Genomic DNA, 13,521 nt, shown 5'->3' with positions numbered 1-13,521 from the left:
ATCTACAGCGTTTCGCTCTAGACAAAAATACTGTTTTTTAGTCGGTCAAAAAGCAATTCAGATTTTGTCGATCTATTTTCAACAAAATCGTCCTATAATGCTTTTATTACAGTCAGTTACATAGGATGGAAACCATGAAGTTAAAATCGCTTTTAGCGAGTGCTATCGCAGCTAGTTTGCTAGTGGGGTGCGGTGCCAACACAACCCAAGGAGCCGCAGAAGGCGCAGCTGTAGGCGCAGTGTCTGCAGGAATGCTTGGCGCATTAACTGACCTCATTGTTGATGGTGAAGTCGATACATATCGTTTGAGCCGCAACGTAACAGCTGGCGCTCTGGCTGGGGGGACTGCAGGTGCTGTGGATGGGTATGCCAAAGACCAACAGGCAGAAGCCAAGCAAGCGTCGGAAAGCGCCCCACCTCCACCGGCAAAACCAATGCTTGAATTCGGTCCCGATGTAGAAAGCTCCGTAACAGCATTGATAGCTTGTCAGCATGATGATGCTTACCGTGCTGCACTAAGAGCTGAGGAAGCGTCACAGCAATCCTACAAAGAAGCAGGCGTCGCCATGCAAGGCTTGATTGATTACGACCGTGACAACACAGAAGGTGTTGATAGAGCGGTGAGCAAATACGTCAAACTCAGCTCTAGTATGAACGATGTAAACCAAGCAAAAGTCCAGTTGGAAGCTTTACACAAAGAGCTTCAACAAGAGCGTCAAATCGCAGGTAGCGCGCCAAATTGTAGCTAATTTGACACCATCACACTCTTCGAAATAAACCAATCTGACTCAGGCTTCCCCTTGAAGCCTGATCTATTTGCCCCAAGTATAAGTAACAGCATTAAATTAACCGGGAATCAATTCTCCAGGTTATACATACAAGGCAATACATCCAAAGCTACCTATACTAGTCAAAAGGCAAAGTCATGAAATTCAGCTACGTAAACCCTACTGTGATTCACTTTGGCCAAGGTCAGATTGTACAGATCACCAATAGCATCCCAAAAGATTCAAAAGTCCTCGTTATCTACGGCGGCGGCTCTATCAAAAAGAACGGCGTTTATGACCAAGTAACCGCAGCACTGGGCGATCATGAGTGGCTCGAGTTCTCAGGCGTTGAGGCTAATCCAACAAAAGAAACTCTTGATAAAGCCATCGACATAGTGAAAGCAGAAAACGTCACGTATTTGCTTGCTGTGGGTGGCGGTAGCGTCATAGATGGCACCAAATACGTGGCCGCCGCGTCTTTGCACGATGGCGATAGTTGGGATCTGATCACCGGAGTCTACAAACCAGAAACTGCGATTCCGCTAGGTGTCGTACTCACACTGCCAGCTACCGGCTCTGAGTCAAACATGGGCGCCGTTGTGACTAAGAAAGCGACCCAAGAAAAGCTCGGTTTCCTATCGCCTACTGTCAGACCCGCATTCGCTGTTCTAGACCCAGATGCTATGAAAACTCTACCTGAACGCCAACTGATCAATGGCTTAGTTGACGCTTGGGTACACGTCTGCGAGCAATACATCACCTCGCCAACAGGTCACATGGTTCAAGAAGGTTATGCTGAAGTGCTGCTTCGCAATCTAATAGTGCTCGGAGACTCGTTTGAGCAACGTGATGATGCATGGCGAGCGAATCTAATGTGGACAGCGAACCAAGCTCTAAACGGCCTAATTGGTACTGGTATGCCACAAGATTGGGCGACGCATATGATAGGCCACCAGCTTACTGCCCTTTGGCACGTGGATCACGCACGTTCGCTAGCCATTGTTCAGCCGTCACTACTTCGCAGCCAAATGGAGTTTAAGCAAGGAAAAATCGAGCAGATGGGTCGAAACGTATTCGGTCTCTCGTCGAGTGACGATTTAGCCGAACGCACCATCAATGCAATCGAGGCTTTCTATGCCAAATTGAAGGTAGATACGCGCCTTTCAGAAGTTGAAGGCGACAAATCTGAGGCTGTAGAAGCGGTGATTAAGAAACTCGAAGACAACGGCTATCTCAAGCTTGGTGAAAATCAAGCCATCACCATAGATGTATCACGTCAGATCTTAGAAAACGCGTTGTAAATAGCCCTTTTTATACATAAAGCTCGGTCATTTTTGCCCGAGCTTTTTTGTGTAATTAATGAAGTTTATCTAGCTTCTTGATTTTCGATATTTTGGGTGAGTAATAGGTATAGCGGATAATAAAGTCTTCGTATAGTCATGCTTTGGTGTGCGATACACCTCATCACTAGTGCCATATTCCACGACCCTGCCCGCTTTCATCACCGCAACATTATCCGAAACGTGTCTCACCACCGACAGATCATGGGAAATGAAAATAATGGCCAAATTGAGTTCACGCTGTAAATCGAGCAGCAAGTTGAGAATTTGCGCCTGCACCGATACATCGAGAGCCGATACGGATTCATCGCAGATAAGCAGCTTAGGTTTAACCGCTATAGCTCGCGCTATTCCAATCCTTTGACGCTGCCCACCAGAAAACTCATGGGGATATCGATCAATGGCGTCTTCTGGCAGGCCTACTTTCTCAAGTAGTTCTCTTACCCATTTCTGCCTCTCGATCGGATTTCCTAATTTATGGATGATAAACGGCTCTTCCAAAATCATCCCAACAGTGTGCCTTGGGTTCAATGACTCCATTGGATCTTGAAACACAATTTGCATTTTTTTGCGAAGCGGACGCATAGCCTTTGGCGACAGCTTAGTAATGTCGTTGCCTTCAAAGAATATTTTTCCATCACCCGGCTCAAGCAGCTTTAAAATCGTTCTGCCCAATGTGCTTTTGCCACATCCTGACTCCCCGACAAGTCCCAGCGTTTCTCCGCACTTTATCGATAATGAAACGCCATCCACCGCTTTCATCACGTAGCCGCGACGGAAAATGCCACTGCCAGATCGAAAATACTGCTTCAAGTCCGTTATCTTCAGTAATTCACTCATCTAAATACCTTAAGAGTCTGTAACTCAAAGGATTACCTTAATGGAACATGTCTTCGGTAATCGGTTTAATATCAATTTTGTGTTTTGGTGGATTCTCTAAGCTCGGTATCAGACCCAGTAAACGTTCGGTGTATGGATGCTTAGGATGATCAAAGAGCTCAAAGACATCGGCTTGTTCGACAATTCGCCCCGCGAACATCACTGCTACGTCATCGCAGATCTCAGCTACGACGCCTAGATCATGTGTGATAAAAATCATCGACATACCAGTCTCTCGCTGTAGCTCCTGCATAAGTTCCAAAATAGACGCCTGCACAGTGACATCGAGCGCCGTGGTAGGTTCATCGCATATCAAGATGTCAGGCTTACAAGCGAGCGCCATTGCTATCATAACGCGTTGACGCATTCCCCCAGACAGGTTGTGAGGATACTCATCAAGACGCTTTTCCGGAAGTGGTATCCGAACCTTAGTGAGCATCTCCAATGACGTAGCACGACGCTCGACTTTGTTCAGCTCCGGACGATGCAGCTCTAACACCTCATTGAGCTGTTTGCCAACGCTCTGCACTGGATTTAGCGCTGTCATAGGGTCTTGGAAGATAATCGATATTCGGTCACCCCGCATCGCGTACATTTGCTCAGGTATTAACTGAAGTAAATCAGTATCACGATATAGAATCTGTCCTGCTGTGACCTCTCCGTATGGTTTTGGCAAAAGTCCCATAATAGACATGGCAGTAACACTCTTTCCACTTCCAGATTCACCCACAATACCCAAAGTGCGCCCCGCTTTTACATCGAAACTCACGCCGTGCAGTACCTCACGATTACCCTCATCGTTATAAAAACGTACCGCGAGGTCTCTTACACTTAATATCACATCATCTTGCATTATTACCTCTCCCTGCTCGCTACTCTTCACAGTTTATAGGTATCGTCGATAATGGTGACAGGCTCAAAGCTTTCGCCTTTTTTCAGGGCTGACTTGGTCTGTGTTTTTACATCGCTATCAATCCAAAAATTTGCCACATCCGTTACCGAGAACATGGTTTCAGTCAGCTTAGTCATGCCTTTTTCTGGTACCCGTAGCCAACGCCAATGCGCTTCACGAGTGTATGGCACCATATAACCAGGAACAATTAAGTACTCATCTGACACTTTTTGTTGGATCTGATGAGACAGTTGCTGCTTTTTCGCGACATCAAACTCAACCACATACTGGTCGATCAGATTGTCCATGTCTGGGTTTTGATAGAAGGTATGATTATTGGTTTGCGGCTTAGCATTGTCTGAATGTAAATACTCCCAATACGCCGGGATTTCGCCACCGCCCATATGTAAGAAAGCAAGCTGGTGTTTTTTCTCTAAAATGAACTTAAAGGCTGACGATCCATCAACTAGGTTGAGATTAAACTCCAACCCCGCTTGTTTCGCTTGCTCTTTGAGATATGCAACTCTTGGAGTATGTGGTGGGTAGCCGTAAGTAATATCGAAACTCAAGCGCTGACCTTTGTCATTGACACGAATTCCATCCGCACCGACCTTGTTAAAGCCCGCAGCTTCAAAATAACGAATTGCCTTTTTAGGATCGAAAGCTGGCGCTTGATTATTCGGTCGGTCGTAGCCACCATGACCAGCCCCCATGCTGTGAGGCATACGAAGATAGTCACCACGAAGCACTTTTTTTAGCATGCCGTCATAATCAGAGGCGTAGACGATACCCGCTCTTACATCACGACTCTCTAACAGCGGCATTGAAGTGTTCATCCAAAGACCACCTGCACCTTGAGCGGTTTGATTGTAACCCCAAAATTTTTGGATATAGCCTTGTTGGTAGGGTTTGCTATCCGCTTTCTCATGCCAAAGGCTTGGAAGCACTAAACCAAACACATCAAGATCACCTTTCTCAAAGTGTTTTCGTGCGATATCGGAGTCACGAATTACCGTTAAACGCACTTTCTCAACATTGTAACGATTCTTGTAATAGCGATTGCTGTAACCCCACCAGTCTTGACCGACGTGTTTAAAGGTCACGCTCTTGCCTTTTTTCACATTGGACATGTAATAAGCCCAAGTCGTTGGCTCTGCCTTGAAATTAAATTTACGCACGAAATTGTCTTCGATGCCATCACCATTTTCATCCTTCTTAGGATTGGCAAAGAAGTGCTCCGGTCTTGGCTGAAGCCCATTGCTTGGCAAGTTGATTTGTATCATCAACTCTTCTTGGCTCATTTTCGTCGCTGACTTGATGGCAATGGTGTAGTCATCAATTTTGCTGACGTCTTCAATTTTGTTAGTGAAAAAGTCGTTATACCACGGCGCTACAATGTCTTTTGAACGGTTGTAAGTAAGCATGAACAGGTAGTCGTCGGCATCCACCTTCTCACCGTCAGACCATTTTGCTTCGGGGTTGAGCTTGAAGTAGACCGTTTGGTTGTCATCACCATAGGCCCATGCTTCCGCTAATTGAGGTATCCAATTACCTGTATTTGGGTGTCTCGCCGCAAGTTTTGGAGTACCGTCCATAAAGTAGTGCCGTAAACCCGAGTTAGAATCGGAGCCCACACTTCTTAGCGTTTGCGGAAAACTCGACATATGAGTGCGCAAAGTCCCACCGAACTTTGCTTCATCAGAAGCAAATAGCGGCTCATTCATATTATCAATCCAGGTCAATCCGGACGGGAGTTCATTAGCGCTGCTGCCAAAAGAGAGTGCAGCCAATACTGCCGCAGTCAACAATGTATTCTTATGCATGAGATATCCTTATCCTTACTTCCAATCGCAAGACGCCCCAAACGCCTTTTTCAAAAGGTTAATACGGTCCTAGACTCGCCCGCATTCAAACCGTGTATTTTAAACATAGCGGGTAAACTTCTTGGGGTCGAAGGCCGCTCTCACTGCTTCTCCAATAAACGTCACCATGACCAACACCGCTACAATAGCCGTTACGACAGATGTCACTATCCACGGGGAGTCTAAATTCGACTTTCCTTGCTGCAGCAACTCTCCCCAACTCGGTGTTGGTGGCATGAGACCTAAACCCAAATAATCGAGCGCCGTCAGCGCCGTAATATTCGCAGCGATGGTAAATGGCGCCAAAGTGACAATCATTACCATGGTGTTAGGCAAGATATGATTGAATACTATACGTATATTAGAAGCGCCCAATGCTTTGGCAGCAGATACATATTCCCGTGCGACTTCTTTGTACGTCATGGTGCGCATGTACCAAGTAATCCCCATCCATCCAAACATCACGTTTATTGCCACAAACAACGCGAAGCTCGGCTGCACAATCGACACTAAAATCATAATCACATACAAGAACGGTACCATTGACCAAATCTCGATAAAACGCTGAACAAACAGATCAAACTTGCCACCCAGAAAACCCATGGCACAGCCTACAGCAACCCCAATAGCGTATGACGCCGCCATAGTAAGCAGCGCAAACCCCATAGCCGTCCTAAAGCCATAAACTAGGCGAGCCAAAATATCTCGCCCTATCACATCCGTACCTAAAAAGTGCCTAGACTCAACGCTCGGCGCATTAGGTGGGTATTCGCCAGAAAAATCTTGCTCGTAAGGGTTCCAAGGTACTAAAGGCATGATGACAAAATCCTCTCCCGCCTCCGCCTCCGCCTCCGCCTCAAAGGAGAGTTGTAACGCGCGATAATTAGCCTCGCCAGCACTGTCTTGACCGAATTCAATTCCTAATCGCACATCACTGACAACTGGAAAATAATAACTACCTTGATACTTCACCAGCAGTGCTTTGCTATTTATTAAGAACTCCGCAAATAAAGACAACACTAACATTGTGGACAGTATAATAAACGACCAGTAACCTCGCTTGATTCGCCTGAAGTTAATGAGCTTCTTCTTAGTAAGAGGACTAATAACCATGAACTAACTCCCAAACTTCACGCGCGGATCAACAAATGCGACGCATATATCGGATATGATATTTCCGAACAGTAATAATATGGCATTAATTGCGACTATTCCCATTACGACCGGATAGTCGCGTTCCATAATGGACTCATAACCAAGCAATCCAATGCCATCTATATTAAATATTACTTCTATCAAAAATGCGCCTGTCATAAAAAATAACAATGAGTTACCAAAGTGACTGGCAATAGGAATCAGGCTATTGCGAAGTGCATGCTTTCTTACTGCGTGTTTGAACGGTAAACCTTTGGCAATTGCCGTTCTTATATAGTCTGCTGATAGGTTCTCCATGAGATTGTTTTTCATAGTCATTGTCAGTGTCGCAAAGTCACCAATCAAGTAACAAATTAACGGTAGTATGGCATGCCACATTATATCTTTTACTTGCTCGGACAATAACTCATAGTCTTCAAAATCATCACTCGTAAAACCTCCCATGGGAGTCCATTCGAGGTGATAACTAAACAGTGTGATCAGCAACACGCCAACGACATAACCAGGGAGTGCGTAGCCAACGAAGATGGCTACGGAAGATACTGAATCGAAAATAGAGCCGTGTTTCAATGCTTTATAGTAACCAAGAGGGATAGAGATAAAATAGCTGATAAAGAAAGTCATCCCTCCATAGAACAGCGATACAGGTAAACGCTCGGCAATCATATCCGATACAGGCTCATAATATCGGGTCGACTCACCAAGATCTAAGCTAGCTAAATTGCTCAGCCACTCAAAATAGGCCACATGAACAGGCTTATCGAGACCGTAAAATGCATTAAGTTCTTGGATTTGCTCCTCAGATAATGCTGAGTTTGTGCCCGACATGGACAGGGAACCGCCGCCATCTCCTTGAGAATGCATATTCGCTAACATTCTCTCCACTGGCCCTCCAGGGACAAACCTTGTTATCGCAAATATTAGAATTGTTACGCCAATAAATGTCGGCACTACGAGTGCCAGACGACGAAGGAAATAAGACAGCATTTATCAACTTCTCCATGTTTGCTGTTCACTAAATAGCGATACTAATTAGCCTTTAATTTTTGGCTAAAAATTAATTACTCGGCTTCCTTGCTCAGACAATTAATTTTATCACTCTTTATTTTCGACAACGTTTTTATCACAAACCACAAACACTGTCACTTTTAATTAATAACACTCATAATTTTAAAAAAAGAACAAAATTTCATAAATAAACCCTCTCCAATATATCAAACTGGAAGATAGAGCATTGACTCTACATAAAATTGTAAGAATCGATCCATTAATTGTGCATAAATATTCAGATGAGCAGTATGAACCAAGTATACTATTGACTCTCATATCGCTTATGCATTAAAGCTTTGTTGCCCCAATGGTTAGATTATAGACGATGAGTCTATGCGATGAATTATTGTGTAACTTTGCAATTAGCCAATAAGTTCAAGTTCGCGTGAATTAACAGCATAAAATGCCAATTGTTTAATGTAAGATCGAATAATGATCTGCTTTTACGGCAATTGCTAGATTCAATGGAAATTTTTATAAATCACACTAGTTTTTGCAACTTACTTACAAGAAAACACCATTTTAATGACAATTTAAAGAACATAATACTTTTTACAAACTAGCATTCGTTTTAACTGGCTGATTTGACATTACTTTTTTAACCCGTCATAAGTTGCGCTTGTTGTTAACACCGAGTTAACGACTCAACCAAAAATGCAATACACAACAGACGTCAGTGGAAATCTGGCGAAACGGAGTACAAGGATGTTAAAAAAAAGCACATGTCTCTCGGTAGCAGTGAGTCTTGCGCTTGGTACCGCGAATTTATTCGCAGTGCCTATAGCGTTTGCTGAAGAAACGGGACAACAGGACGTAGAAAAGCTTCAAAAAATGAAAGTGACTGGGTCACGCATTTCTCGTGTAGAGATGGAAGGCGCAGAGCCAGTTCAAGTCCTTTCATCAGAATACATTGAAAATACAGGTCTAGTTGCAATAGGTGATGTCTTGAACCAATTACCTGGCGTGGGTGGTACGGTACAAAGCACATCTGTAAACAACGGCAGTAACGGCGCAGCAACGGTCAACTTACGTGGTTTAGGCGCTGAACGTACGCTCGTTCTTGTCAATGGCCGCCGTATGGTTAATGGTGGCACGGGGGCAGACGCATCCGTTGACTTGAATATGATTCCTGCTGCAATGGTAGAACGTATTGAAGTACTGAAAAATGGTGCGTCTTCTGTCTACGGTTCTGATGCAATCGGTGGTGTAGTTAACATCATCACTAAACAGAATTTTGAAGGGTTCGAGCTTAATGCTAAGCGCGGCACCACATCAAACAGCGATGGCCAGGTGACCGACATCAGCATGCTCGCAGGTGCATCAAACGATCGCGGTAATATTACCTTCTCTGCAGGCATGACCAAAGAAGATGAAATCATGGCCGGTGATCGTGGTTTTGCCAATACCGACCAACAGCATGATGGCTATGGCGGCCAGTTCCAAAGTGGTAGCTCGGCTCCTCCATGGGGTTACTACGATGGTAAGACATTTGGACCAGAGGGCAGCGATACTCTACGTGACTTTAATGCGCCTGGTGATCTCTACAACTATGCGCCGGACAACTACTTAAAACGCCCAGCGCAGCGTCGCTACCTTGCTGCTCAAGGCAACTACCTACTAGGTGAAACCAGCATACTTGGTCCAGTGACGGCAACATTCGAAGCTCTCTACTCCAACTCTGAGTCCAACTATTTACTTGCAGCTGAACCTATTTTCGGTAAGTTTAATGGCTATGACCCTATCTCAAAAGACAATGAATTCAACAACACAGGTTCTGATATCGTTGATTGGCGCCGACGCATGGTTGAGACCGGTGGTCGTAATCGCTTCTTCGAGTCAGATACGGGCCGTGTTGTATTAGGTCTAGATGGTGAGTTCCAAAATGGTTGGACGTGGGATGCCAACTACAACTGGGGTAAAACCAAAACCAAGCAAATTGAAGATGGCGTATTTATGAAAGATCGCGTGAGTAACGCGGTAGGTCCATCTGCAAATGGTCAATGTCTTGATGCGGGTGGTAACGTGATTGCTGGCTGTGTGCCCATGGACATTCTTGGAAACGTAAGCCAAGAAGCACTGGATTACGCGACATTCACTCGCCAAGATACCGGCTTTAACCAACAGCAAATCATCAACTTCAACGTAACGGGCGACATCTACGAAACCGAGATGGGCACCATCGCTTTTGCTGCCGGTTACCAAAACCGTGATGAGCAAGGTGCGAACCAACCAGATGCATTAGTTGTTCTCGGTAACGCTTCGGGTAATGCAGAATCAGAAACCTCGGGTGGCTACACAGTTGACTCATTCTACGGCGAATTACTGGTTCCAATTCTGTCCGAAGTGACGATGGCAGAATATTTGGAAGCAAAGATCACCGCTCGTCATGATAAATACTCCACATTTGGTGGCGCGACCACTATGGGTTACAGCTTCTTGTACCAACCGATTGGCGATTTGATGCTTCGCGGTACCTACAATGAAGTATTCCGTGCCCCGTCAATTGCTGATCTGTACGGTGGCGCGCAAGAAAGTGCGGATGTTCTATCGGATCCTACGGGTCAAGACACCAGTGGCCGCACGCAGTTCCCTGTATTCTACGGCTCAAACCAAGAACTTCAGCCTGAAGAAGGCCACACAGCGTCACTTGGTTTTGTTTTGTCACCATCATTCGCAGAGGGTTTCTCTGCAACGGTTGACTACTGGCAGGTAGAGCTTGAGAACCTAATTGACAACGTTGACCCTCAGTTGATGTTGGATCAATGTGCCAAAACTGGTGAGTACTGTGACAAGATCACCCGTGACGGAAACGGCGACATTGTTTCTATCGATGCTCGTACCACAAACCTAGGTAAGCTTGAGAAAAACGGTATCGACTTCAACTTGCGCTACGTGCATGACTTTGACGTCGTCGTCTTCAAAGCTAACTGGGACAACACCTACAACTTCAAGCACGAAGTCACACAAGCGGATGGCTCTGTTGTCGATTACGCTGGTAAATTCATCAGCGACCAAATCGGCCTATACAGTAAGTACCGCTCAACGCTTAACTTGGGCGTAACTCGCGATGCATGGCGTGTGAACTGGAATACTCGCATGATCGCAGGTGTTGACTACGAACTGTCAGGGGCTGCTGACGCCCCACAAGACACATACAACTTTAGCGTACCTACCATGTTCTACCATGACTTGAGCGCTGGCTACGCGTTTGATAACGGCTTCACTCTGTCTGGCGGTGTCAACAACCTGTTTGACGAAACACCACCGCTTATCCTAGACACCATCTCGGGTAACACAGACTCCACAACCTATGACGTTATTGGCCGTTACTTCTACGCCAATGTAAACATGAAATTCTAATTAATCCCTTCCTCCTGTTTCCGGCACGTTCGCGTGCCGGCTTTTTTCGACTGACATAACACAAGGATGCACACATGAAGATTAAGGATATCGCGCTGAGTAGTCTCACCATAGCCATGCTCGCTATTGGTGGAACCAGCTACGCTGCGGATAGTGGCCAAGTCGTCGCTACACAAGCAAAAGCGAACAAAAACGCGCAAACATCGCAGGCAAAAATCGACAAATACGCGGAAAATACCGACTCGATGCTAGCAGAATACAAGGGTTTGTTGCGTCAAATCGACAGCATGAAAGCGTATAACCAGCAAATCGAAAAGATGGTGAACTCACAACAAGGCGAGATTAACTCACTCAACAGTCAGATCTCTCAAATTGACCAAACCGCAATGGAAGTCGTCCCGCTTACGCTGAATATGGTGCAAGCACTCGAAGACTTCATAGAGCTCGACCTCCCCTTCCAAATCGAAGAGCGTGGCAAACGTGTTGCCGAGCTTAAACGCCTAATGGATCGTGCTGATGTTACGACATCAGAGAAATACCGTAAGGTAATGGAAGCCTACCAAATTGAAGAAGGCTTCTCGCGCTCAATCGAATCTTACAAAGCCAGCCTCGAGCGCGATGGCGAAGTCGTCACTTATGACTTTTTACGCATCGGTCGCACAGCGCTTCTTTATCAATCTCCAGACGGTCTAGAAACCGGCATGTGGAATCAGCAAACTCGCGAATGGGAGGCACTCCCAGAGCAATATCGCGGCGCAGTTCAACAAGGTCTACGCGTTGCTAAGAAGCAAGCGCCACCAGCACTGATCAAGCTACCAATCTACACCGGGGAGAAACAATAATGACTGCATTTAAATCTATGGCCTCACTTGTGCTCTCTGGCCTATTGCTTTTGCCGTGCGTCGCGAGCGCAGAAACCAAACCGATTTCCATGAACGAGCTTCTAAAAACGGTTAAATCGCAAAGCTCGCTAGAATCTAAAGAGAACAAAGAGCGTGAAGCAGAGTTCTTAGCCGATCGAAATAACCAGCAGGCGCTACTTGAAAAAGCCCGAGCTCAACTCGCGCAAGAAACGACTCGCGGCGACACACTTAAAGCGACATTTGATAACAACGATGTCCTCCTCACTGAGCTCACTGAAACTCTTCGCCAACGTTCAGGCACTCTCGGTGAAATGTTTGGTGTCCTTAGACAGTACGCGGGTGAGTTTAAAGGGCTATTTAACGCCTCTCAAAACGCGGTTAAGTTCCCAGAGCGTGGTGCACTCTTGACAAAGCTCGCTGAGAGTAAAGAGCTCCCATCGACAGCCGAGCTTGAAGGTTTCTGGTACACCATTCTTCAGCAAATTGTGGCCTCTGGTGAAACATCAAAGGCTAACGCCACCGTGGTTTATGGTGAAGGTAACGAAGCACAAACTGACGTCACTTTAGTGGGTGAGTTCAATGCTATCGCTGACGGTAAGTACGTCACGTACGTTCCACAAACGGGCAAGTTTGAAGAGCTGTCTCGTCAGCCATCTACCAACATCACTACCCTTGTATCACCGTTTGAAAGCACTGAAGACAGTTATCAACCGCTGTTTGTTGACCCATCACGTGGTGTGATCCTTTCACTATTAGTGCAAAGCCCAACCGTTAAAGAGCGCGTCGATCAAGGTGGCATCGTCGGCTATATCATTTTGGGTATGGGTCTTATTGGTGCCTTAATTGCGGTCGCTTGTTACCTACGCCTTCTAGTCATCGGCGGTAAAATGCGTAAACAAGCGAAGTCTGAGGAAGTACTAAAGAGTAACCCTCTTGGCGAAGTTATCGAAGCATACCAATCACATAAAGGCAGCAACCTTGAAGATCTAGAAGCGAAACTGGATGAGATCATTATGCGCAATGCACCGCGAATCGAGCGTTTCGTTGGCTCAATTAAGCTATTTGCTTCCGTTGCTCCCCTACTCGGCCTACTGGGTACAGTAATGGGTATGATTGGTACGTTCCAGGCCATCACACTCTTCGGTACAGGAGATCCTAAGCTGATGGCCGGCGGTATTTCAGAAGCACTCGTGACCACTATGCTTGGCCTCGTTGTCGCTATCCCACTGCTGTTCTTCTACACCCTAGTCCATAGTAAAGCACGTCGACTGGTTCAGACACTCGAAGAGCAAAGCGCTGGATTTATTGCTCGCTACCAAGAAAAACTGCACTCGTCAGAGGCATAAGGAGCGA

General features: G+C 45.9%; 10 protein-coding genes. 5 read left to right on the top strand and 5 right to left on the bottom strand.

Annotated features, from left to right (window positions below):
• Window positions 1-134: 134 nt before the first annotated feature.
• Together PG915_RS21985 and PG915_RS21980 are read left to right on the top strand one after the other, a co-directional pair.
• Window positions 135-749 (top strand): hypothetical protein, encoded by a 615-nt coding sequence (locus tag PG915_RS21985; protein WP_353499115.1) that lies wholly within the window; start codon window positions 135-137, stop codon window positions 747-749.
• Window positions 750-925: 176 nt separating this feature from the next.
• A complete protein-coding gene (locus PG915_RS21980; protein WP_353499114.1) occupies window positions 926-2,068 on the top strand; it encodes an iron-containing alcohol dehydrogenase in 1,143 nt (380 codons plus the stop codon).
• Between the two features lie 69 nt (window positions 2,069-2,137).
• On the opposite strand, the gene PG915_RS21975 is transcribed toward PG915_RS21980, so the two are convergent.
• From PG915_RS21975 to PG915_RS21955, 5 genes are all read right to left on the bottom strand, one after another.
• The gene (locus PG915_RS21975) at window positions 2,138-2,947 is read right to left on the bottom strand and encodes an ABC transporter ATP-binding protein (RefSeq protein ID WP_353499113.1); all 810 of its coding nucleotides are present in this window, start codon (window positions 2,945-2,947) and stop codon (window positions 2,138-2,140) included.
• Between the two features lie 37 nt (window positions 2,948-2,984).
• Window positions 2,985-3,839: an ABC transporter ATP-binding protein gene (locus PG915_RS21970; RefSeq protein ID WP_353499112.1), complete on the bottom strand. Its 855-nt coding sequence runs from the start codon at window positions 3,837-3,839 to the stop codon at window positions 2,985-2,987.
• Between the two features lie 26 nt (window positions 3,840-3,865).
• Window positions 3,866-5,701: an extracellular solute-binding protein gene (locus tag PG915_RS21965; protein ID WP_353499111.1), complete on the bottom strand. Its 1,836-nt coding sequence runs from the start codon at window positions 5,699-5,701 to the stop codon at window positions 3,866-3,868.
• 99 nt (window positions 5,702-5,800) lie between these two features.
• Window positions 5,801-6,853 (bottom strand): ABC transporter permease, encoded by a 1,053-nt coding sequence (locus PG915_RS21960; RefSeq protein ID WP_353499110.1) that lies wholly within the window; start codon window positions 6,851-6,853, stop codon window positions 5,801-5,803.
• Between the two features lie 3 nt (window positions 6,854-6,856).
• Window positions 6,857-7,882, bottom strand: a complete 1,026-nt coding sequence (locus PG915_RS21955) for an ABC transporter permease subunit (protein WP_353499109.1) — start codon at window positions 7,880-7,882, stop codon at window positions 6,857-6,859.
• A 768-nt stretch (window positions 7,883-8,650) separates the two neighbouring features.
• Here PG915_RS21955 and PG915_RS21950 point away from each other — a divergent pair.
• The 3 genes from PG915_RS21950 (at window position 8,651) to PG915_RS21940 (ending at window position 13,514) form a co-directional block, all read left to right on the top strand.
• Window positions 8,651-11,305 (top strand): TonB-dependent receptor, encoded by a 2,655-nt coding sequence (locus PG915_RS21950; protein WP_353499108.1) that lies wholly within the window; start codon window positions 8,651-8,653, stop codon window positions 11,303-11,305.
• Window positions 11,306-11,379: 74 nt separating this feature from the next.
• Window positions 11,380-12,147 (top strand): DUF3450 domain-containing protein, encoded by a 768-nt coding sequence (locus PG915_RS21945; protein WP_353499107.1) that lies wholly within the window; start codon window positions 11,380-11,382, stop codon window positions 12,145-12,147.
• Entirely contained in the window at window positions 12,147-13,514 is a 1,368-nt protein-coding gene (locus tag PG915_RS21940; protein WP_353499106.1) for a MotA/TolQ/ExbB proton channel family protein, read from the top strand. The genes PG915_RS21945 and PG915_RS21940 overlap by 1 nt, the downstream gene beginning before the upstream one ends.
• Window positions 13,515-13,521: the final 7 nt, after the last annotated feature.

Source organism: Vibrio sp. CB1-14 (genome assembly GCF_040412085.2).
In the GTDB taxonomy this organism is placed as follows: Bacteria; Pseudomonadota; Gammaproteobacteria; order Enterobacterales; family Vibrionaceae; genus Vibrio; species Vibrio chaetopteri.
This window is presented reverse-complemented; position numbering and strand designations above follow the sequence as displayed.

Coding starts and splice junctions, on each gene's coding strand:
- PG915_RS21940 (WP_353499106.1), top strand. CDS start 12,147: ATGACTGCATTTAAATCTATGGCCTCACTTGTGCTCTCTGGCCTATTG.
- PG915_RS21945 (WP_353499107.1), top strand. CDS start 11,380: ATGAAGATTAAGGATATCGCGCTGAGTAGTCTCACCATAGCCATGCTC.
- PG915_RS21950 (WP_353499108.1), top strand. CDS start 8,651: ATGTTAAAAAAAAGCACATGTCTCTCGGTAGCAGTGAGTCTTGCGCTT.
- PG915_RS21985 (WP_353499115.1), top strand. CDS start 135: ATGAAGTTAAAATCGCTTTTAGCGAGTGCTATCGCAGCTAGTTTGCTA.
- PG915_RS21960 (WP_353499110.1), bottom strand. CDS start 6,853: ATGGTTATTAGTCCTCTTACTAAGAAGAAGCTCATTAACTTCAGGCGA.
- PG915_RS21980 (WP_353499114.1), top strand. CDS start 926: ATGAAATTCAGCTACGTAAACCCTACTGTGATTCACTTTGGCCAAGGT.
- PG915_RS21965 (WP_353499111.1), bottom strand. CDS start 5,701: ATGCATAAGAATACATTGTTGACTGCGGCAGTATTGGCTGCACTCTCT.
- PG915_RS21970 (WP_353499112.1), bottom strand. CDS start 3,839: ATGCAAGATGATGTGATATTAAGTGTAAGAGACCTCGCGGTACGTTTT.
- PG915_RS21975 (WP_353499113.1), bottom strand. CDS start 2,947: ATGAGTGAATTACTGAAGATAACGGACTTGAAGCAGTATTTTCGATCT.
- PG915_RS21955 (WP_353499109.1), bottom strand. CDS start 7,882: ATGCTGTCTTATTTCCTTCGTCGTCTGGCACTCGTAGTGCCGACATTT.